The sequence below is a fragment of the Neorhizobium sp. T25_13 genome (genome assembly GCF_002968675.1).
Classification (GTDB): Bacteria; Pseudomonadota; Alphaproteobacteria; order Rhizobiales; family Rhizobiaceae; genus Neorhizobium; species Neorhizobium tomejilense.
Genome location: NZ_PVBI01000002.1, coordinates 26,463 through 47,253, shown reverse-complemented (window position 1 = coordinate 47,253; position 20,791 = coordinate 26,463). Strand labels below are relative to the sequence as shown.

Below are 20,791 nucleotides of genomic sequence, written 5' to 3'. Positions count from 1 at the left end.
TCGCCGAGCGTAGCGGAGGCGGGGTAAGGGGCCGCCTCGCCCAAGAGATCACCTGAGGAGATCACTCCGCCGGGTTCAACACCCCCGCCGCCGGCACCGCCTGCCGATCCGGTCGGCTCAGCAATCCGTAACCGGCGAGCATGGTGGTGAGCGCCACCGCGCCGCCGGCGACGGCGACCCAGAAGCCATTGGAGGCGCCGTAGGCATCGATCGTCCAGCCGGCGAGCGAGGAGCCGGCGGCAAAGCCGATGCTGACGCCGGTCATCGCATAGGTGATGCCTTCCGTGACCTGCGACGAGGGAACGATGCGCTCGATCAGGGTCATGGCGCTGATGAAGGTCGGCGAGATCGCGGCCCCGGCAAGGAAGATGACAGCCGTCAGCGCCCAGAGGCTGCCGACGAAAGGCATGGGCAGCGTGGTGACGGCGGCGACCAGGCTTGCGAAGAGCAGCCGGCGGGCCAGCGACGACTTGAACTTGATGGCGCCGAAAACGAGGCCGACCACGAAGGAGCCGGCGGCATAGGCCGACAGGATGTAGCTGGCGGCCCCCTTGTTGCCCAGCGCTTCCGAGAAGGCGACGACCGAGACTTCCGCGGTGCCGAAAATGGTGCCCATGCCGGCAAAGACCACGACCAGGAACCACATGGGCAGCAGCCGCATGACCGAACCGCCGCCTTTCATCCGCTGCGGATCGACTTTCGGCTCGGTCGACTTCTGGACCACGAACAGCGCCGTGCCGACGGCGAGGAAAGCGGCGGAGGCGAGCACGCCCGCTTCCGGGAAGAACGCGACGCTCAAACCGATGCCGAAGACCGGGCCGCAGATATAGACGAGTTCGTCCATCACCGATTCGAAGGCGAAGGCGGTGTGCAGTTCCGGCCGGTCCCGATAGATTTCCGACCAGCGGGCGCGCACCAGCGCCATCATGCTCGGCATAAGCCCGGCGACGAAGGCGAAGGCGAACAGCGTCCAGTTCGGCCAGCGCATCCAGGCGGCGGCAGCAAGGCCGACAAGCGCCAGGAGGGTGATGATCGTGGTCGGCACCAGCACCGCCGACTGGCCCCGGGCATCCACCCAGCGCGACACCTGCGGGGAGATGAAGGCGTTGGCGAGTGCGAAGGTGGCCGAGACGGCGCCGGCCAGCCAATATTCGCCATGCGTCTGGGACAGCATGGCGACAAGGCCGATCGTCGTCATCGGCAGCGGCAGCCGCGCCACGAAAGCAGCGGCGGAAAAACCTTTGGTACCCGGCCTTGCGAATATTTCGCGATAGGGATTGGGCATAACCTGCTCCTTGGGTTATTTTGAATGAGGACTTACATACGCCGCGTATGTGAGGTAAATAGTCGCATACGTTTCGTATGTCAATTCACATACGGCACGTATGCGAATAATTCGGAGTCCGCATGGCAGAAAAGATGGCAGACAAGATCGCACCCGAGATGGCTCCCGGCACGGGCCCGAAGAGCGCCGCCAGGCCGCGCAAGGAAATGATCGCCGAAACGAAGGCCAAGCTGATCGCCGCCGCACGGCATGCGTTTGCGCGCCAAGGTTATGCGGAAGCCTCGATGGACGATTTCACCGCCGGCGCCGGGCTGACGCGCGGGGCGCTCTATCACCATTTCGGCGACAAGAAGGGCCTGCTGATGGCGGTGGTCATGCAGATCGACGCGGAGATATCCGATCGGCTCTGCGAGATCTCAAGCCGGGCCGACAATACCTGGCGCGGCTTCGTCGACGAATGTGTCGCCTATATCGAGATGTCGCTGGAGCCCGAAATCCAGCGGATCATGCTGCTCGACGGGCCGGCGGTGCTCGGCGATCCGTCGCAATGGCCGAGCCAGAGCGCCTGCATCCGCACCACCACCGCAAGCATCCAGAAACTGATCGACGACGGCACGATCCGCCCCGTCGACGCCGAAGCCACCGCCCGCCTCGTCAACGGCGCCACCTTGAGCGCCGCACTCTGGATCGCCAGTGCCGAGGACCCGGAGGCGGTGTCGAAAAAGGCGGTAGAGGCGTTTCTGACGCTGGTTTCGGGGTTGTTGGTGGAGCGGTGAGTGGCAGAGGAGGCAAATCCTAACCTCGTCTTACATGACTACGAGCAACCTGCTGCATCTAATCCCGCCATATATTCCATTCCATGGTGTCGCCTATGTTAGGTGGAACGTCGTGATAGTGAAAGCCGCCTCGATTTGCATCCCCCGTGATCAGCACAAATTTGACGTCAATCCTTCGGAGAATGTCTTCGATGGCTCTAACATTAGCTTCGGGAAGAACGTCTTTATTGGCATCATTGTGGATCGCAAATCCCGCATAATCGGGCCTAATTAATGTAGCCACTTTGATCAAATCGTCGATCTGTTTTTGGTTTATTCCAGCGAAGCTTCTCTTAACCTCGTAGAAGTGAACTTTTCCATCCACGCACGCTAAAACATCCAAGTCTGTTCCATTAGGCATCGCGATCTTGTCCTTGATGTAAAATGCGGGCGTAAGCATGAATGAATGGCGGGCATTCTCCAACAACACAGACAAGCACCAAATAACGGAATCCTGGGCCGAATTAGGCGCGAATGCGGCGCTGACGAAGGGGTTTATTTTGAAATGGGAATGAGTATCGCCGCCAACCGGTGCATCTTCAGGAGAATTGCAGACCGCGCATTCCAGTGAGTTGGTAATATCGGTCAAACCGACCCAATTGGGGTGTTGGCATCTCGCGCATCTCCAGCCAAATCCCTGAAGCAAGAAATTTTGATTCCGCAAGAACTTGAGGCAATCATCGAGTTCTTTCCAATCAACCCCATCTTTCGCAACTGCTCTCAACTGTTGGCGCAACGTCTGATAGCTGACCTTCTCATTTTCCTTCGCATCTTTTTGCAGCCCGCGTGCAGCAAGTTCGAGCACACGCTTCGCCGCTCGCTCGATGTCACCATCGTCGAATATTCGATCTTTCAGTCGGTTAACGAGTTCCTCCTTTACTTCTGAAATCCTTTCTGGGTTCGCAGCAGTATCGGTTGCCGACAGTTTCGAGATGACGGATAGGATATAGGGGTTAGTAAGGAATGTTATGGCTTCGTGTAGATTACGGAAGAACTTCAGAACACCTAACAAATCTCGACCCTTGTCAGACAACTTGACGTCTTCAATCCGGGCATACGCACCCTTCTCGCTTCGGCCATTGCGCTCAGCGATTGTGTTTGGATGGTGCAATGCGATCGCCTGATAGAAGGCATCGACATCTCGTGGCACGCTTAACGTTGGGCGCTGCCATTGCGCATCATCCCAAATTGACAAACATCCACGCTCTGTCGGTCTAACCAACGGCGGAATTCCCATATTCCCCTTCCCGTAGCCCTCGACTTTTACAGCGCTATGAAGCGCCAACCGGCGGGGAAACATCCAATGGTGAATGGCATTTGAATATCGACTGTGATCTTCCGTACGTTCGATTTTGAGATCGCTTATCCAAGCGCCGACAGTGGTCGGCCCAAGCGGGAATTCATTTGTGTGCCAAGGCTTTACACAAGGCAAATCAATCTCATTGTTTTCTAGTCGAACAGACTCCGTGACCTTAGTAGACGGCCAATTCCAAGCGGGCCATAGGTTTCGACTACGCTCGTATTCTTTCCGGGGATCTTTTTCCATAAGCGGTGCAAAAATATCGGAAACGCTAAACTTGCTAGACGTAGACATTATATGTGTGCCTTCGCCAATTTTATTTGCAATTTCTTCAATTTTAATCGCCTCAACAGATGACGAAACAACGTGAACGTTGGGCGCACCGTTTCCGTTTAAATGTCGATGGTTTCGTACGCCGCCACATAGATATTTTATCCAATCAGGGACATCTTCCTGAAAACGAACCAAGCTAAATCGAAAAATCTGATTGCTTCTGAAGATATCTAGACTTTGATAGCGGTGGATTGAATTCCAAAACAAAAGCCGATCATCAACCTCATCTCCAACAACGATGGTTAGTCTATTTTCCCAACTCGCGCGATGTCCTCTCAAAACGTTTAGATAAGGGCAAAACATGTCAGACATCTGGCTTGGAGACAGGACTTTTGCATCTTTCGATAGCCTGATCTCGAGTTCACCGACATCTGAGATATAGGAGATCACATCCTCGCCACTAAATCGCGGAGCGTATTTCTCGTGACCTATCTCTCTAAAGCTCAGTCTCCTTGCATAGGGAATTAAGGCGTAGTCGGTAGTGCAGTTACTCAGGAAACCAAAAGAGTCAGCCAAGTCGCGCTCAATGCGACTCCCCCTCTCCTTGTCAAGAACTTCAAAGATCGAGTCTTTGCGGATCTCTTGAAGCCTAGCAATTCGAGGAAGAGAGGATATGGACTTCAGAGCCCATTCAAGCTGATCAGAGATAGGACGAAATGCGCGTTTATCGCCGGGGCCCTCAACTGCTTTATGCGTTTCCAATTTGGAAGGCGCTAGGCAGTATGCGATCCTGTCGCGAAGTTCGTCTTTCAACGGCACATAGCTATAGATCAGGTCAGCGTCCCAAAGGTCGAGAAACAGCCAATCAGTATCGGCAATCGTCGCACCATCCGTCCTGATTATTGGTGTTCGTCGGCCGCCCCATCGGGACATTGCCTCATCAAATATTGCATCCAGAAGAGCATGACTCGATTCAAAAGGTACAAGATAAGCAACCCGAAAAGGGCGGGGAAAAATATGCGCTCGCCGTGTTTTGTCTGTAGTCCACATTTGCGGTTTTCCGTGTTCTCAAAGCGCAACGGTAGTGAACTTGGTGAATACGGCAATGTCGACATTGTAACGAGTCCAAATTCTTTGTTATTCACCCAACCCCACTCCCCCGCCCCACGCATGGCAGCTATTCGCAAAAGCAGGTTGTCCGGCCCCTTGCCGAACGGTCACAACGGGGTCATCACCATATGCTGCTCATGCGCCGGCCGGGTTTTCGGGCGGTTTCCCCGAAAGAGACTGCCTTCATGACCCCTCGGTCCACCGGCCTCATCTGCGCCATCGCGGCGGTGACGATCTTTTCGATGCAGGACGGGATTTCCAAACATCTGGGCAGCGCCTATCCGCCGATCTTCATCACCATGATCCGCTACTGGGCGTTCGCGGGCTTCGCGTTTGCACTGGCCAGCCGCTCGGCCGGCGGGGTGAAGGTCGCGGCGAACGCCCGCCGGCCCTGGCTGCAGGTTGCCCGCGGCGCGCTTTTGGCGGTGCAGATCGTCATCTCGATCTTCTCCTTCTCGCATGTCGGGCTTGCGGCCAGCCACACGATGTTTGCGGCGACGCCGCTGGTGGTCGCCTGTCTTTCGGTGCCGTTCCTCGGCGAAAAGGTCGGCTGGCGGCGGTGGACGGCGATCGGCATCGGCTTTATCGGCATCCTTCTGATCGTCAACCCGCTCAACGCCACCTTCGACGTCCGGATCGTCATCCCGATGGTCGCGACGCTGATGTTCGGGCTCTATTCCGTCATGACCCGGCTTGCCAGCCGCACCGATACCTCCGACACGGCCTTTTTCTATACCGGCGTCGTCGGCGCGGTGACGATCACCATCGTCGGCCCGTTCTATTGGACGCAGGTTACGCCCGCCGACTGGCTGTGGATGCTGGTGCTCTGCATGACCGGCATAAGCGGGCATTACCTTCTGATCCGCGCCTTCAACCTGCTCGATGCGGTGGTCGTGCAGCCGATGTCCTATATCCAGTCGGTGCTGGTCTGCCTGATCGGCGTCTTCGTGTTCGGCGAGGTGATGACCGCCAACATGATCCTCGGCGTCACAATCGTCATCGGCGCCGGCATTTTTACCATCTGGCGCGAGGCCCGGCTCGGCCGCGCCGCGCCGCCGGTGATCGACCCGCCGGGCACGCCGTAAGGCGGCGCACCATCAATCCTGGTGATGGATTGATTGAGCAAAAGTTGTTTTAAGAATAGCGGCGCACGCGGTATGTTTCGCTCCTTGTGTTCGAGGAGATCTCCCATGCCCACGTCCGCGTCGCCATCCGTGCTCCCCTCGAGGCCGAAGCCGGCTTCCATGCCCTGGCTGATCATCGTCGCCGGGGCGCTGATCGCCATGCTGACCTTCGGCCCGCGCTCCGCCATGGGCTTCTTCCAGCTTCCGATGCTCTCCGACACCGGCTGGGACCGGTCCACCTTCGGGCTCGCCATGGCGATCCAGAACCTTGCCTGGGGGCTCGGCCAGCCCTTCTTCGGGGCGCTTGCCGACAAATACGGCACAGGCCGCGTCCTCACCATGTCCGGCGTGCTCTATGCCGCCGGCCTCATCGTCATGGCCAATGCCAGCGCGCCGGTCTGGCTGCATATCGGCGGGGGCGTGCTGATCGGCCTGGCGATCGCCGCCGGCTCCTTCAGCGTCATCCTTTCGGCCTTTGCCCGCAACGTGACGCCGGAGCAGCGCTCGATGGCGTTCGGCATCGGCACGGCCGCAGGCTCGGCCGGCATGTTCCTGTTTGCGCCGCTGAGCCAGGCGTTGATCAGCAATTTCGGCTGGTCCGACAGTCTGGTCTATCTGTCGGTGCTGATGCTGGTCGTGCCGCTGCTCGCCTTTCCGTTGCGCGGCAACGCAAACTCGGGAAGCCAGTCGCACAGCCAGTTCCAGCAATCGGTAGGGGCTGCCCTGAAGGAAGCCTTCGCTCACCAGAGCTACCTGCTCCTGACCGCCGGGTTCTTCGTCTGCGGCTTCCAGGTCGCCTTCATCACCGCGCATTTCCCGGCCTATCTCGGGGATATCGGCATCGCGCCCGCTTACGCGGTGATCGCCATGGCGCTGATCGGCTTCTTCAACATCATCGGCTCGCTCGGCGCAGGCTTTATCGGCCAGCGGTACTCTAAACCCTATTTCCTCGCCTACATTTATATCGCCCGGTCGATCGCGGTAACGGCCTTCCTCCTCCTGCCGCAAACGCCGACCTCGGTGATCGTGTTCGCGATCGTCATGGGGCTCCTGTGGCTCTCCACCGTGCCGCCGACCAACGGGCTCGTCGCCATCATGTTCGGTACGCGCCATCTCGGGCTCTTGGGCGGCCTCGTCTTCCTGTCGCACCAGGTGGGCTCGTTCCTCGGCGTGTGGATGGGCGGTTATCTCTACGACCGTTTCGGCTCCTACGATCCGGTCTGGTGGCTCGGCGTGGCACTCGGCCTTTTTGCCGCCGCCGTGCATTGGCCGATACAGGAAAAGGCGGTGGACCGCGGGGTATTGCAGCCGCAGCCGGCGGAGTAAAGCGGCTTCCTGCGGACGCTCACTCGAGCGCCGGCACCCAGGAATGCCGGTGCTGGTCGTAGACTGCCTGCGAGGGTGGCGGGAAGCCCGGATCGGCAAACGCGCCAACGCCGATCGCGATCATATTCGGCTTGCGCTGCGGCTCCCAGAAGACAGTCGAGCCGCAATTCGGGCAGAAATGCAGGTTGACCGAAAAGCCGCTGTCCGACGTGCGGGCGTAGGTCCTGCTATCCCCCTCGATGCGGACTTGGCCGAGATTAAAGAAGGCGCCGATGCCATAGGTGCTGCCGGTTCGCTTCTGGCATTCGAGGCAATGGCAGAGAGAGACCTTAACCGGCTCTCCTTCGCAGATGACCCGCAATTTGCCGCAGGCGCAGGTGGCTATCCGCTCCATAGGTTCCTCCTTCAGCTGGGTTCTCGTTCATCCGGCCTGACGTTCCGCATCCTTCGAAAGCGCCTTCAGCGCCGCCTGGACGAAACCGTCGCGGGCGGCGTTTTCCGTCAGGCCGCGGGGCTCGTAGACGTGGCGGTGCAGGAAATAACCGGTGAGCCGGAAGGCCTCCGCCATGCTGTCGCGGTCGGCGGCCGAAGCGGCGCCTTCTCCGAGGAACCCCGGCAGGGCCAGCATGCGGTCGGCATAGGGCCTGCCGGCCTCGCGGGAAACGGCGCGGCCGCTTTTCGGCGAGACGTAGACGAGGTTTTCGCGTCCGCCGGTCGCCGCGCATTCGGTGAGGTCGAGGCCGAAACCGAGGTCGTTCAGCACAGCAAGCTCGAAGCGCACAAAAAGCTCGCCGGCATCGGCGGGATCGTCGAAGGCATCGAGGATGATGTCCAGCGCATCGAAGAGATGCGGATGCGGGTCGCGCTCGGGCAGCAGGCGCAGCAGCGCGCCCATCGCCTGGACGCCGTAGACGGCGGTCGCCGTCTCCATCAGCTTGGCGGCGCGCAGGCGGATCGGTTCCAGCTTGAACTCGCCCAGATGTTCGTCGAGCCGCGCGCGCCAGACCACGTCCACCCGGTTTCCGGCCTGTAGCACCGGCTGCATCGCCCGCGAACGGCCGGAGCGGACGAGGCCCAGGTGCCTTCCGCGGTCACGGGTCATCAGCTCGGCGATGACGCTCGTCTCGCCGTGGCGCTTGACGCCTATGATGATCGCTTCGTCCTGCCACTGCATGTATCTGTTCAAGCTCCTTTCGAGCCGATTCAACAATAGAGCATAAGTCCTTCGGACTGAATCGGTTTCTGCTGTCGCGCGCTTGCGGCAAAGATGCATATGCCCATGGGCTTGCCTGGAACAAATCGGCCTCCATTTGGATTCCTGTGCGAAAATTCGCACCGCCAATACGACCCTTGGGAGCCCTCATGAAATACGCCCTCTTCGCCGCCGCCCTTCTGGCCGCCTCACCTGCCACCCTTCTCCCCTCGCCGGCCGCCGCGCAATCGCAGCAGCTCGAGCAGGCCTGCATCACCGTCGCCAAAAATTTCCTGCTGGTGCCGTCGATCAAGACGGGTATCGTCCAGTCCTTCCCGGAACTGGATCCGCCTGGCGCGCGGCTCACCTATTCCACCCGCGAGGACGCCAAGCCGACCGATTTCACCAACCAGATCGAGTGCGAGTTCGACAAGGGGCAGCCGCCCTTCCGCCTGCAGCGCTTCTGCATTTCCGAGACCTGCTACGGACCCAACGAGCAGGACCAGGACAACCGACGCCGCTACCAGGAGGTCAGGGCGCTGATGGACCGGCAGAAGTGAGGCGCAGGCCTATTTGCCGAGCACGTTGAGCGCCGAGGTGAGATAACGTGCGGCGAGCATCTGGCGGCGTTTGGTGGCGAGCCAGAGGGCGGCGCGGCAATGGCGTTCCAGAGGATCGGTCGCGGCAACCGCCGCGGACTGGATGGCGACGGTGCCGGAATAGATATACGGAACGCCCTCGGCATCGCGCAGGCAGCGGCCATTGGCGGTGACGTCGATCCGGCGCCCGTCCGGATGCGTGAGACGGTAATTTTCCAGATATGCACCACCGCCGACGATCGCGTCGTGGATTGCCTTGGCGACCCGTTGCCTGTCGCCCTCGTTGATGTAGCGGATGACCCTTTCGATGGGGGCGCCGGCGGCCAGTTCCTCTTCGGAAACGCCGAATATGTCGGCGATCACCTGGTCGCCATACACCTTGTTTTCCGGCACGACCCAGCTGTAGAAGCCGAGAGAATTGGGATCATCCGAGCCCGTTTCTTCCTCTCCCGAATCGACGTCCGACATTCATGACTCTCCGCGCCACTTTGTCGATAAATTGTATCGTCGGCTCTACGTTAGCAAGTCGTTATAATGATGGATAAAAATAGCTAGGCCGTAGACCCATAAACTCGGAGCCACAGGCGGATCGAGGCAAGTTGGACCCAGATCGTCGGCAGCTTGACCGTCATGACTTTGCCCAGTGGTCACGCTCAGCCGGATCGGAAGGCCTTGCCCATGGTGAGCCCTGAACCAGAAATCGGCGCGATGTGAGAGCATAAAAGCAGCCAAGCAGAAGACGATCTCGCATTGGAGGCAGCCCAATGCTATTGTTAGTGCAATAGAAAACGGGGCAAGGCAATCATGGATTTGGCAATTCCCAGCGCAACGAATCTCAGCCTGTTCGTCAGCGCCACGCTGGTGCTGCTTCTCGTGCCGGGACCGGCTGTTCTTTACATCTTCGCGCGCTCGGTCGAGCAGGGTCGCTCTGCCGGGCTCGTTTCGATCCTTGGCATCCATACGGCCACGCTTGTTCATGTCGTTGCCGCCGCCGTGGGGTTGTCGGCGCTCCTGGCGTCATCCGCGCTCGCCTTCAGCGTAGTGAAGTATGCCGGCGCGGCCTATCTGATCTGGCTTGGCCTCAAGAAGCTTTTCGGCCCCTCGGACATTCCCAACGTCGAGGGCGGTTTACCAACGCGAAGCCGCATGCGCCTCTTTCGTGAGGGCTTTATCGTTAACCTCCTCAATCCGAAGACAGCGCTGTTCTTTCTGGCTTTCTTGCCGCAGTTCGTTGAGGTCAACCGTGGCCATGTGGCAATGCAGATCGCTTTTCTCGGGATTGTTTACACAGCGATTGGCGTTCTGACGGACAGCTCCTACGCACTTGCCGCCGGCACGGCCGGCAAGTGGCTGAAGCGCAGTCCCGTGTATCTGAAGGCTGAACGCTGGGTCAGTGGTTTCGTGTATATCGGCCTTGGCTTGACGGCCGCTTTTGCTGGCAATCAAAAGAAATAGACCACCCGTCTTCCCCTGGAAGTCGCCCTAAACGGCTAGCCCGTCGGTGACGATCTGGAATCGACGGCACGTCATCGCAAAAATCAGATAGCCGTTCGCGTTTATGGGTTCACGGCCTAGCTAGCCACCCCGTCCGCAGCTGACGTTCGGAAGAACTGACGCCGCCATGCGGCGGCGTAGGTGGATATGGCATTGCTCAGGATTTGGGAAATTCCAGTCCCATTTCGCGGAAACGTTCCGGATCGTCGCCCCAGTTCTCGCGGACCTTGACGAACAGGAAGAGGTGGACCGGCTGTTCGAGTATCTCGGCCAGTTCCTTGCGGGATGCGGTCGAAATCGCCTTGATGGCGTCGCCGTTCTTGCCGAGCGCGATCTTCTTCTGGCTGTCACGCTCCACGTAGATCACCTGTTCGATGCGCACCGAACCGTCCTTGCGTTCCTCCCACTTCTCCGTCTCGACATGGCTGGCGTAGGGGAGTTCCTGGTGGAGGCGCAGGAAGAGTTTTTCGCGGGTGATTTCGGCCGCCAGCTGGCGCATCGGCAGGTCCGAGATCTGGTCCTCGGGATAATACCAGGGGCCTTCCGGCAAGGTTTCGGCGAGATAATCCATCAGGTCGCCGCAGCCGGAGCCGGTGGTGGCCGAGACCATGAAGGTGCGCTCGAACGGCACGGCTTCGTTGGCCGCGGCGGCGAGCTTCAGCAGGTCTTCGTGGCGGACGCGGTCGATCTTGTTCAGGACCAGGATTTTTGGCTGGTGGACGTCCTTGAGGCCTTCGAGGATCGCTTCGGCATCGCCGCGGATGCCGCGTTCGCTGTCGATCAGGAGCAGGATCAGGTCGGCATCCTTGGCGCCGCCCCAGGCCGACGTCACCATGGCGCGGTCGAGCCGGCGGCGCGGCTTGAAGATGCCGGGCGTATCCATGAAGACGATCTGCGCGTTGTTGTGGATGGCGATGCCGCGCACAATGGCGCGCGTCGTCTGCACCTTGTGGCTGACGATCGAGACCTTGGCGCCGACGAGCCGGTTGAGCAGCGTCGATTTGCCGGCATTGGTCGGGCCGATCAGCGCCACGAAGCCGGAATGGGTAGCACTGGCGGATGTCTGGCCGGCTGCGTTCTCTTCACCGGTATTGTTGTCGTTCTCGGTCATGGTGTCCAATTCATTGTTCGGCAGAGGGTTTCTGCCACACGCCTTCGCGTTCGAGCATTTTGCTGGCGGCCACCTGTTCGGCGGCGCGCTTGGAACGGTCCACGCCGGTCTCCGGCGCCACGCCGGTTACCTCGACGGTCACCGTGAAACGGGGATCATGATCCGGGCCGGACCGTTCGTCCACCCGATAGGCGGGGGTCAGGCCGAATTTCGCGTGCGCCCACTCCTGCAGCTCGGTCTTGGCATCGCGCCGCGCGCCGTCTGCGCGGGTGGCGCGGCCTTCCCAGTACCTGATGATGAAGCCGCGGGCGGCTTCCAGCCCGCCATCCAGATAGAGGGCGGCGATCAGGCTTTCGACCACGTCGGCGCGCACGTTCATCATCCGCTTGCCGGTCAGCTTCTTGACGTCGGCGCCGGTACGGATGAACTTATGCAGTTCGAGTTCGTCGGCGACCACAGCGCAGCTATCGGCGCTGACCAGCTGGTTCAGACGCACCGAAAGCTCGCCTTCGGCGGCGGTGCGGAACGTCTTGAACAGCAGTTCGGCGACACAGAGGCCGAGCACGCGGTCGCCCAGGAATTCCAGCCGTTCGTAATTGGCACTCTTGGCCGACCCGGTGCTCGCATGGGTGAGCGCCCGGTCGAGCCATTGCTTGTCGGCGAATTCATGACCGATGGCTTTTTCAAGCTGGCCGCGTTCCTCCGCCGAAAGCGTCTTGGACTTCATCACCGGACGACCTTGAAAATCCGATCCCAGCGCATGTTCGTCGGCCACTTCCAGATCTCGCGGAACGAGGTGTCGTTGCCGAGCGAGAAGAAGATGACGCTGGCGCGGCCGACCAGGTTCTCGGCCGGCACGTAACCGACGTCGAAACGGCTGTCGAGCGAGTTGTCGCGGTTGTCGCCCATGAAGAAATAATGGCCGGCCGGGACGACGAATTCCTGGGTGTTGTCGCCGCGCGAAACCGGCGAATGGTCGAGCGTGTCATAGGTGACGCCGTTGTCGAGCGTTTCGCGGAAGACCGGCACGTCGGTGCCCGGATCGAGGCTGTAATCGGAGGTGAAGGTGCCGTCGCCCTGTTTGGGAACCGGCTTGCCGTTGAGGAGCAGCACGCCGTTGGTAACCTGGACGCGGTCGCCCGGTAGGCCGATCAGGCGCTTGATATAATCGATGTCCGGATGGCTCGGCAGGCGGAAGACGATGACGTCACCGCGCTTGGGTTCGCTGAATTCCAGGATACGGCCGGAGAACAGATTGGGCGAGAACGGCAGCGAATATTTCGAATAACCGTAGGCGAACTTGTTGACGAAGATATAGTCGCCGACGAGCAGGGACGGCATCATCGAGCCGGACGGGATGGTAAAAGGTTGGAACAGCACGGTGCGGATCACCATTGCCAGCAGGAGAGCCTGGATGATGACCTTGATGTTTTCCCAGAGGCTGTTCTGCGACTTGGTCTCGGCTTTGTCGGACACGTTTGACGTCTTTCTGTTCGGCTCGGCTGTTGCCAGCGGTTTTGCGTTCTCTAAACCCTTCGCAAAGCGGCGGCAATGGTCGATTAGGCCGCGAGGCGCGCTTCGATCACCACAAAGGCCTGTGCATAAGGGTATTCGTCGGTGATGGTGATGTGAATAACCGCCTCATAGCCTGCCGGCATCATGCTCGCGAGACGTTCGGCGGCGCCATTGGTGAGCACCATGGTGGGCCGCCCGCCGGGCAGATTGACGACCCCCATATCCTTCCAGAACACGCCGTGGGCGATGCCGGTGCCGAGCGCCTTGGAGCACGCCTCCTTGGCGGCGAAACGCTTGGCATAGGAGGCCGCCCGGTTCTGGCGGCGGTCGGATTTCGCCCGCTCGATCTCGGTGAAACAGCGATGGGTAAAACGCTCGCCGAACCGTTCGATGGATTTTTCCACGCGTCTTATATCGATGAGGTCACTGCCCATGCCGATGATCATGAAATCTTCCTCGCGGCGCCCGGCCGGTTCTCGTCAGTCCTATACTGACTTGGGGGCTCCGGCCCGCGCCGTCAAGCGCTCCAGCCGCCGGTTGCGGAAACTGCGCACGCCCAGATAGGTGACGGCATAGAAAACCAGGCCGCACAGGATGCCCGGCGGCAGGGAACCGATCAGCATCGGCTCCAGGATCGGCCGCCAGAGCTGCGAGACGTCGAGGTGGTGAAACAACCTGCCGAGATCGAGACTGTCATGGCCGCCGGCGTCGTGGCCAAGCATCGTCTCGCCGAGCTTCCAGGTGAGCGGCCAGATGATCGGACAGGTGATGGGATTGGCAAAGGTGGTGCCAAGTGCTGCAGCGATCATGCTGCCGCCGAAGAGATAGGCGAGCGGGATAGCAAACAGGATGTGGAGGCCGAGAAACGGCGTCCAGGCGCTGACGACGCCGATCGCAAGCCCAGCCGCAACCGCATGCGGCGAACCGCCGATGCGCATCACCTTCAGGCGATAATATGCGAGGACGCGGCGAAAGCCCTTAGGAGGCAGGACGGCACGGCGCAGTCTTTCACGAATTCCAAGCGGTGTACGGCGGCGAAACGGCATCAGGGCGCATCTGGTTCGGCAGCGGGATATTCATCCGTCAACTGCGGGAATCTTCGGGCAAACAGGCTTTAGCCCAAGCCGAAGATGATGGCGAAAATTGGCCCGCCCTGCATGAGAGCGGCTTTCGCAGAGGTGATCCGGTCACCGGTCGCGTCGACACGGGAAGACCTGCAGCAGCCGCGCGGCGTCATTTTCCGCGCGAACGGGTAGCTGATCGGAACGTATCGCTTAGAAGGGCGACTTGCGGAACATGCCGCGGTCGATCTGGCGCATGCGGTATTCGAGGTCGATCCGGTCGTTTGCTTCGTTCAGGTAAGCGACTTCACGGTCCTGGGTGGTAGGAACGCGGAAAGCGCGAGCGAACTTGCGTACTGAGTCAAACATGATGTCTTCTTTCTTTCTAATATTGCACTGCAGCAATATAAGACGCGGCATCATCTTTTACCAACGCCGCAACTGCCGGGCAGCCCTGCGTGGGAAGCATGGCGGGTTAATGGGGATGCGCAGGAAATAGGCGAGCGCCGAGTTCTCCGGTTCCACCATGCATAGGAAACGTGCGCTTTTGAGCCTATTTGGTATGATCGCAGGCATTATTTCGGGCACGGGTGTCGGAATCTCGTTTAGCCGGCCGTCTTCAAGACGGACAAGCCATGGAGGACGACGATGACTATCACTATTACCGCCTTCGAACGATCGCCCGACCGCGGCAGAGGGCTGGCGCGTGACATGCGCGTACGCTGGGCGCTCGATGAAGCGGGACAGCCTTACGACGTTCGCCTCGTTTCGTTCAAGGCGATCAAGGAACCCGCGCATCTGGCACTTCAGCCCTTCGGGCAGATCCCGACCTATGAAGAAGGCGATCTCGCGCTCTTCGAGTCGGGAGCGATCGTGCTTCATATCGCGGAACGCCACGGGGGCCTGTTGCCGGACGATGCGAATGCCCGGGCGCGGGCGATCGCATGGATGTTTGCCGCGCTCAACACCGTGGAGCCGCCGATCTTCGACCGCAGCCTTGCCAGGATCCTCGAGCGCGACGAGCCCTGGTATGAAAAGCGTCTGCGCTCCCTCGACGACACCATCCGGAAACGGCTGGCCGATCTTTCCCGCCGCCTTGGCGAGGCCCACTGGCTCGATGGCGAGTTCAGCGCCGGCGACCTGCTGATGGTGTCGGTGCTGCTCCGGTTGAAAGCATCATCGGATATGCTCGACGATTATCCGAACCTCTCCGCCTATGTCGCCCGCGGCGAAGCGCGGCCCGCATACAAGCGTGCTTTCGCCGCCCAGTTGGCTGTTTTCACAGCCGCATCGGCCAGCTGACCACGTCCGGCTCCGGGTTCGAAGCCGTCATCCGAGCCTTCTTTCTTGCTCTACGGGGCCGATCCTGCCCTGAATCGAGAAAGCTCTATCGGCGGATTGGTGTCTTTCCGACCAGCCTTTTCCTTGGCTAAATCCCCCCTCGGGCTCGTCGGGCGTGACGGCCGGCGGAAATGAGGAGGATGCCATGAATGATCGCAACGTATCGGTGAAGGAGATACGCCAGAACGAGAACCGCTTCCTGAGCTCCGACATTTTTGAATCAGGGCAGTATGTCTTCCCCCGTCGCAACGGCGAGGGCGTTCTCAGGGAAGAGGCGCGCGACATTCCGGTCTATCATCGCTGCGACGTGTTGGTCGTGGGTGGGGGACCATCCGGAACCGCCGCAGCGCTCGCCGCTGCGCGAACCGGCGCGGAGGTCGTGGTGCTGGAGCGCTACAATCATCTCGGCGGGCTTTCCACCGGAGGCGTGGTGATCTGGATCGACCGGATGACCGACTGGGACGGGCGGCAGGTCATTCGCGGTTTTGCCGAGGAGGTTCTGGGCCGCCTTCCCCCTGAAGCCGTCGCCGGCCCGGACAGGAGCCTTTGGGGGCAGCGGGACGCGGATCTCGCCAAATACTGGCGGCTGCGCACATCCGCTTTCCACGGCATCGTCACCTGGGCGCCCACGATCGACCCTGAAAGACTGAAACTGACCTCGCAGGAAATGCTGATCGAGGCGGGCGTGCGGATCGTCTTCCATTCCTGGGCGGCAACACCCGTGGTCGAGGACGGCGCCGTAAAGGGCGTCATCTTCGAAAGCAAGGAAGGCCGCCAGGGGATCATGGCCAAGGTCGTGGTGGACTGCACCGGCGACGGCGACGTTTTTGCGCGTGCGGGAGCGAGTTTCGAGGCCGATATCGAAGAGGGCGACGTACATCACTCGATGAATACCGGCTTCATGCTCGGCGGCGTGGACATGGCCACCTGGCTCGCCTTCCGATCGGAGCAGGAACAGGCGTTTGCCGACTTCAACACACTCGGCCGCGGAGAGCTCGGCTTCTTCCAGACGCCGTACGTTTCCTGGCGCAACGATATCGCGCTGTTCCTCGGGCCGCGGCAATCGGGGCTTTCGGCGCTCAATGTCGACGACATGACCGAAGTCGAAATCCGCTCGCACCGGTTCATGCAGTTACACTGCGAATTCTTCAGGAAAAATGCGCCGGGGTTCAAGGACGCTTATATGCTGCTCAGCGCGCCGCAGCTCGGCGTCCGGCATACACGGCGGCTCGCCGGTGTCGGCCGGGTCGAGCGCAGCCAGTGGCCGGTCGGTGCCGTTCTGCCGGATGAAATCGGCGTCAGTCCCTCGGTCTCGCCGAAGTTTCCGGTGATCTCAGTACCCTACGGCGCACTCGTGCCGGCAAGGCTGGACGGACTGCTGGCCGCCGGGCGGCACATCTCCTGCGATGCGAACAGCCACGGCTTCATGCGCGAAATTCCGCAGTGCTGGCTGACCGGACAGGCGGCGGGTGCTGCGGCGGGGATTGCGGCCAATCGCGGCGTCGCGCCGCGGGATGTGGATATAGCCGAGCTGCAGTCGACGCTGCGCGCTCAAGGCGCTTTCGTGCGGGATGCGAGCGAGGCGGCAACGGTGGTGAGCCAGGCGGAAACGGCGCAGGGCTGATCTCAGCCGAGCTCCTGAGCGAGACCGATGAGAAGCCCTCCGGGGCCACGGATGTAGCAGAGCCGATACACGTCTTGGTAGTCGACGACTTCGCCGACGAGCTGAGCGCCGCGCGCGCGGAGCCTTTCGAGCGTTTGGTCGATGTCGTCGACGGTGAACATGACGCGGAGGTAGCCGAGTGCGTTGACCGGGGCGTTCCGGTGATCTTCGACGACAGGCGGCGTGAGGAAGCGGGAGAGCTCGAGCCGGCTGTGGCCGTCCGGCGTGCGCATCATGGCAATCTCGACATGCTGGTTACCCAGTCCGGTGACGCGCCCGGCCCATTCTCCCTCGATCGTCGCCTGCCCCTCGAGCTCAAGGCCGAGCTCGCGAAAGAAATCGATCGTCTCTGCGAGGTCCTCGACGACGATTCCGACGTTGTCCATCCGCTTGAGGGCCATGTTTCCAATCTCCAATGTGTCGTTTCAACCGAGAGGGTCTCGCCTCGTCAATCAAAGGACGCTCCAGACACCTCAACACCGACAGCCATCGACGCCCAGTTCGCTGGTTTCCACATCAGAAGCTTGAATCGCGGGCAACTTTAAATTTCCGCCCGTTTTCAAACGGCCTCTCAGTCATACACCCGCTTGACGTTCGCCACGCAGTCGAGGTCCTTCATCTGGCTCAACAGCTGGTTCAGCTGGCGCAGGTCCCAGACCTCGACTTCCATGGTGATCTCCGAGAAATCGGCAGCGCGGTTGCTGCCCATGGTCAGCGTGCGGATGTTGATATCGAGATGGGCGATCGTCTGGGTGACGGTCGCGAGCGTGCCCGGCTCGTTCAGCGTGTTGACCTCGATGCGGGCGAGGAAGCGGGACTTGTTGGCTTCGTCCAAATCCCAGCGCACGTCGATCCAGCGTTCCGGCTGGTCGTCGAACCGCTGCAGGGCGGAGGCCTGGATCGGGTAGATGGTGATACCCTTGTCCTTTTCCATGATGCCGACGATGCGATCGCCGGGTACTGCGCCGCTCGGCGCGAACCGCACCTGCAGATTGCCCGAAAGACCGCGGATCGGCAGCGGATCCGGCCCAGCCTCGATTTCCTCCGGCGAGACGCGCCGCTGGTTCGGCAGCTTGAAGATCATGCCCGAGGCGCTGCGCATGTTGAACCAGCCGTCGTCGGTGGCCGGCTTCACCGTGACGCGTTCGTCCTTGTAGTCCGGAAAGACCGCGCGCAGCACGTCGAGCGAGGAGAGCTCGCCGCGCCCGACTGCGGCAATCGCGTCCTCGACATCCTTGTGGGCGAGCCGGGGCAGAGCGGGTTTCAGCGTATCGCGGGCAAAGACCTTTCCGGCGCGCTCGAAAGTGCGTTCCAGGATGCGGTGGCCGAGGCCGGCATATTGCTTGCGGATCGCCATGCGGGTGGCGCGGCGGATCGCCGAACGCGCCTTACCCGTCACGACGATCTCTTCCCAGGCGGCAGGCGGCACCTGCACGCCGGAGCGGATGATCTCCACCTCGTCGCCGTTGTTGAGCCTCGTCACCAGCGGCATGATCCGGCCGTTGATCTTAGCACCGACCGTGGTGTTGCCGATATTGGTGTGGACCGCGTAGGCGAAGTCGATCGGGGTGGCGCCGCGCGGCAGCGCGATCAGCTTGCCCTTCGGCGTGAAACAGAAGACCTGGTCCTGGAACAGTTCGAGCTTGGTGTGTTCCAGGAATTCTTCCGGATTGTCGCCCTCGGCCAATGACTCGATCGTGTGGCGCAGCCAGGAGTAGGCATTGGATTCCTTCGGCAACAGCTCGCCGCCCTTCACCGCCCCTTGGCCGTCCTTGTAGAGCGCATGCGCGGCGATCCCGTATTCGGCGATCTCCTGCATCAGTTGGGTGCGGATCTGCAGCTCGATGCGCTGGCGGGACGGGCCAACGATCGTCGTGTGGATCGAGCGGTAGTCGTTCTGCTTCGGGTTGGAGATATAATCCTTGAAGCGACCCGGCACGACGCGCCACCGCGTATGGACGATGCCGAGCGCGCGATAACAGGACGGAATGTCGCCGACGACGATGCGGAACCCGTAGACATCCGAGAGCTGCTCGAAGGAGAGCGACTTCGACTGCATCTTGCGGAACACCGAATAGGGCTTCTTCTGGCGGCCTTTGACGAAGGCGTCCTTGAGGCCGTTGGCGATCAGCAGCTCACGCAGTTCGTCCTCGATCTTCTTGATCAGGCCTTCGTTGCGGGCTTCGAGATCGACAAGCCTCTGGGTGACGGTGTCGTAGGCTTCCGGGTTCATGTAGCGGAAGGAGAGTTCCTCCAGCTCGTCGCGCATGTCCTGCATGCCCATGCGGCCGGCAAGCGGCGCATAGATATCCATGGTCTCTTCGGAAATGCGCGCCTTCTGCTCGGCCTTCATATGCTCGAGCGTTCGCATGTTGTGCAGGCGGTCGGCGAGCTTGACGAGAAGGACGCGGACGTCGTCGGAAATGGCAAGCAGCAGCTTGCGGAGGTTTTCCGCCTGTTTGGCTTTCTTGGAGACGAGGTCGAGGCGCTTCAGCTTGGTCAGCCCCTCAACCAGCCGGCCGATATCCTCGCCGAACAGTTCGTCGATCTCGGCACGGGTGGCGGTGGTATCCTCGATCGTATCGTGCAACAGGGCGACCGCGATCGTCGACTCGTCGAGATGCATGTCGGTGAGGATGGCTGCCACTTCGAGCGGATGGGAAATATAAGGGTCGCCGCTCGCGCGCTTCTGCTGACCATGCTTCTGCATGGCGTAGACATAGGCCTTGTTGAGCAGAGCTTCGTTGGCTTCGGGCTTGTATTTCTGAACCCGTTCCACCAGCTCGTATTGCCGCATCATCCTGAAAAATGTCCTCGATACCGCTTCAGTGCCTGCGAATGGGCACCGGACGAAAAGAAAATGGCGCGCCAACCGGATAGGTTGGCGCAGCCATCATAAAACATTCAAGCAGATTAGGGCGAGAGAATGAACGAAAACTTGCGAAGCGAACGTTTCGCTTAGTAATCGTCGCTCTTTTCCGGCGGCACGAGGCCTTCGATGCCGGCGAGCAGTTCCTCTTCCGACATCTGGTCGAAGGTAACGGCTTCCGGAGCGTCTTCTTCCTCGTCGCGATCCGAAGCGGTCGATCCGCTTCCGGCAGCAATCAGCGAAGCCGGATCGGGCTCGGGCTCGTCCACTTCGACATGCTTCTGCAGCGAATGGATGAGGTCTTCCTTGAGGTCGTCCGGGGAAAGCGTCTCATCGGCGATTTCGCGAAGAGCGACGACAGGATTTTTGTCATTGTCGCGGTCGATGGTGATCGAAGCGCCCTGCGAGATCTGGCGGGCGCGATGGCTCGCGAGCAGGACCAGTTCGAACCTGTTGTCGACTTTGTCAATGCAATCTTCTACTGTGACACGGGCCATTGCCTGTCCTTTGATCGGTGATTTTCGGAATTGATACGCCCGATACAGCCATTGCGCGGCAAATTCAAGTTTTTCCTGAGAATTGACTTTTGACAAGGCGTCCCGCGTCTTCTGGGGGCGCCCGCGAATTTCAACCCCAAGCTGCTTGGATTATTATGAATCGTGCCATAAATGACAGTTATATGAATAGTTCGTAATGTAGTGGATTATTCCGGA

Annotated in this window: 21 protein-coding genes; 7 read left to right on the top strand and 14 right to left on the bottom strand. The window is 60.5% G+C overall.

The features are described 5' to 3' along the window. Window positions 1–61 precede the first annotated feature (61 nt). On the bottom strand, window positions 62–1,285 hold the full coding sequence (locus C5J22_RS03625) for an MFS transporter (protein ID WP_105437239.1): 1,224 nt from the start codon (window positions 1,283–1,285) through the stop codon (window positions 62–64). A 158-nt stretch (window positions 1,286–1,443) separates the two neighbouring features. Here C5J22_RS03625 and C5J22_RS03620 point away from each other — a divergent pair, with 158 nt between their 5' ends. After that, a complete protein-coding gene (locus C5J22_RS03620) occupies window positions 1,444–2,061 on the top strand; it encodes a TetR/AcrR family transcriptional regulator (protein ID WP_245440308.1) in 618 nt (205 codons plus the stop codon). Between the two features lie 58 nt (window positions 2,062–2,119). Here the strand turns inward: C5J22_RS03620 and C5J22_RS31000 are convergent, their stop codons facing one another. Next, window positions 2,120–4,723 (bottom strand): hypothetical protein, encoded by a 2,604-nt coding sequence (locus C5J22_RS31000; RefSeq protein ID WP_172746518.1) that lies wholly within the window; start codon window positions 4,721–4,723, stop codon window positions 2,120–2,122. 245 nt (window positions 4,724–4,968) lie between these two features. Here C5J22_RS31000 and C5J22_RS03610 point away from each other — a divergent pair, with 245 nt between their 5' ends. Beyond that, the gene (locus tag C5J22_RS03610; protein WP_105437632.1) at window positions 4,969–5,868 is read left to right on the top strand and encodes a DMT family transporter; all 900 of its coding nucleotides are present in this window, start codon (window positions 4,969–4,971) and stop codon (window positions 5,866–5,868) included. A gap of 105 nt (window positions 5,869–5,973) precedes the next feature. Continuing rightward, a complete protein-coding gene (locus C5J22_RS03605) occupies window positions 5,974–7,233 on the top strand; it encodes an MFS transporter (protein ID WP_105437236.1) in 1,260 nt (419 codons plus the stop codon). Window positions 7,234–7,252: 19 nt separating this feature from the next. On the opposite strand, the gene C5J22_RS03600 is transcribed toward C5J22_RS03605, so the two are convergent. Both C5J22_RS03600 and recO read right to left on the bottom strand, forming a co-directional pair. Beyond that, window positions 7,253–7,627 carry a GFA family protein gene (locus tag C5J22_RS03600; RefSeq protein ID WP_105437235.1) on the bottom strand — a complete coding sequence of 125 codons (375 nt, stop codon included), beginning with the start codon at window positions 7,625–7,627 and terminating at the stop codon, window positions 7,253–7,255. A 27-nt stretch (window positions 7,628–7,654) separates the two neighbouring features. Continuing rightward, the gene (recO, locus tag C5J22_RS03595; RefSeq protein WP_105437234.1) at window positions 7,655–8,407 is read right to left on the bottom strand and encodes a DNA repair protein RecO; all 753 of its coding nucleotides are present in this window, start codon (window positions 8,405–8,407) and stop codon (window positions 7,655–7,657) included. 188 nt (window positions 8,408–8,595) lie between these two features. Between recO and C5J22_RS03590 the strand changes: the two genes are divergently transcribed. Then, window positions 8,596–8,985 (top strand): hypothetical protein, encoded by a 390-nt coding sequence (locus tag C5J22_RS03590; RefSeq protein WP_105435446.1) that lies wholly within the window; start codon window positions 8,596–8,598, stop codon window positions 8,983–8,985. A gap of 9 nt (window positions 8,986–8,994) precedes the next feature. On the opposite strand, the gene C5J22_RS03585 is transcribed toward C5J22_RS03590, so the two are convergent. Then, window positions 8,995–9,492, bottom strand: a complete 498-nt coding sequence (locus tag C5J22_RS03585) for a PAS domain-containing protein (RefSeq protein WP_105437233.1) — start codon at window positions 9,490–9,492, stop codon at window positions 8,995–8,997. 336 nt (window positions 9,493–9,828) lie between these two features. Here C5J22_RS03585 and C5J22_RS03575 point away from each other — a divergent pair, with 336 nt between their 5' ends. After that, window positions 9,829–10,479 (top strand): LysE family translocator, encoded by a 651-nt coding sequence (locus C5J22_RS03575; protein ID WP_105437231.1) that lies wholly within the window; start codon window positions 9,829–9,831, stop codon window positions 10,477–10,479. 196 nt (window positions 10,480–10,675) lie between these two features. Here the strand turns inward: C5J22_RS03575 and era are convergent, their stop codons facing one another. From era to C5J22_RS03545, 6 genes are all read right to left on the bottom strand, one after another. Then, window positions 10,676–11,629: a GTPase Era gene (gene era, locus C5J22_RS03570; protein ID WP_105437631.1), complete on the bottom strand. Its 954-nt coding sequence runs from the start codon at window positions 11,627–11,629 to the stop codon at window positions 10,676–10,678. Window positions 11,630–11,639: 10 nt separating this feature from the next. After that, window positions 11,640–12,359 carry a ribonuclease III gene (gene rnc, locus C5J22_RS03565; protein WP_105421441.1) on the bottom strand — a complete coding sequence of 240 codons (720 nt, stop codon included), beginning with the start codon at window positions 12,357–12,359 and terminating at the stop codon, window positions 11,640–11,642. Continuing rightward, a complete protein-coding gene (gene lepB, locus C5J22_RS03560; RefSeq protein ID WP_046605691.1) occupies window positions 12,356–13,105 on the bottom strand; it encodes a signal peptidase I in 750 nt (249 codons plus the stop codon). Before lepB ends, rnc begins: the two co-directional genes overlap by 4 nt. Window positions 13,106–13,188: 83 nt before the next feature. Then, complete coding sequence (gene acpS / locus C5J22_RS03555) at window positions 13,189–13,590, bottom strand: holo-ACP synthase (RefSeq protein WP_038541482.1); 402 nt, start codon at window positions 13,588–13,590, stop codon at window positions 13,189–13,191. Between the two features lie 39 nt (window positions 13,591–13,629). Continuing rightward, entirely contained in the window at window positions 13,630–14,190 is a 561-nt protein-coding gene (locus tag C5J22_RS03550; RefSeq protein WP_105437230.1) for a DUF2062 domain-containing protein, read from the bottom strand. Window positions 14,191–14,418: 228 nt separating this feature from the next. Beyond that, window positions 14,419–14,574, bottom strand: coding sequence for a DUF3563 family protein (locus tag C5J22_RS03545; RefSeq protein ID WP_105437229.1), 156 nt, complete (start codon window positions 14,572–14,574; stop codon window positions 14,419–14,421). A 279-nt stretch (window positions 14,575–14,853) separates the two neighbouring features. Here C5J22_RS03545 and C5J22_RS03540 point away from each other — a divergent pair, with 279 nt between their 5' ends. Both C5J22_RS03540 and C5J22_RS03535 read left to right on the top strand, forming a co-directional pair. Continuing rightward, on the top strand, window positions 14,854–15,507 hold the full coding sequence (locus C5J22_RS03540) for a glutathione S-transferase family protein (RefSeq protein ID WP_105437228.1): 654 nt from the start codon (window positions 14,854–14,856) through the stop codon (window positions 15,505–15,507). A gap of 184 nt (window positions 15,508–15,691) precedes the next feature. Then, on the top strand, window positions 15,692–17,170 hold the full coding sequence (locus tag C5J22_RS03535) for an FAD-dependent oxidoreductase (RefSeq protein WP_205837153.1): 1,479 nt from the start codon (window positions 15,692–15,694) through the stop codon (window positions 17,168–17,170). 2 nt (window positions 17,171–17,172) lie between these two features. On the opposite strand, the gene C5J22_RS03530 is transcribed toward C5J22_RS03535, so the two are convergent. The 3 genes from C5J22_RS03530 to rpoZ all read right to left on the bottom strand — a co-directional run bounded on the left by C5J22_RS03530 (window position 17,173) and on the right by rpoZ (window position 20,575). After that, entirely contained in the window at window positions 17,173–17,610 is a 438-nt protein-coding gene (locus C5J22_RS03530) for a VOC family protein (protein ID WP_105437227.1), read from the bottom strand. 170 nt (window positions 17,611–17,780) lie between these two features. Next, window positions 17,781–20,009, bottom strand: a complete 2,229-nt coding sequence (locus C5J22_RS03525; protein WP_046637507.1) for a bifunctional (p)ppGpp synthetase/guanosine-3',5'-bis(diphosphate) 3'-pyrophosphohydrolase — start codon at window positions 20,007–20,009, stop codon at window positions 17,781–17,783. A 158-nt stretch (window positions 20,010–20,167) separates the two neighbouring features. Continuing rightward, entirely contained in the window at window positions 20,168–20,575 is a 408-nt protein-coding gene (gene rpoZ / locus C5J22_RS03520) for a DNA-directed RNA polymerase subunit omega (RefSeq protein WP_046629916.1), read from the bottom strand. Window positions 20,576–20,791 lie beyond the last annotated feature (216 nt).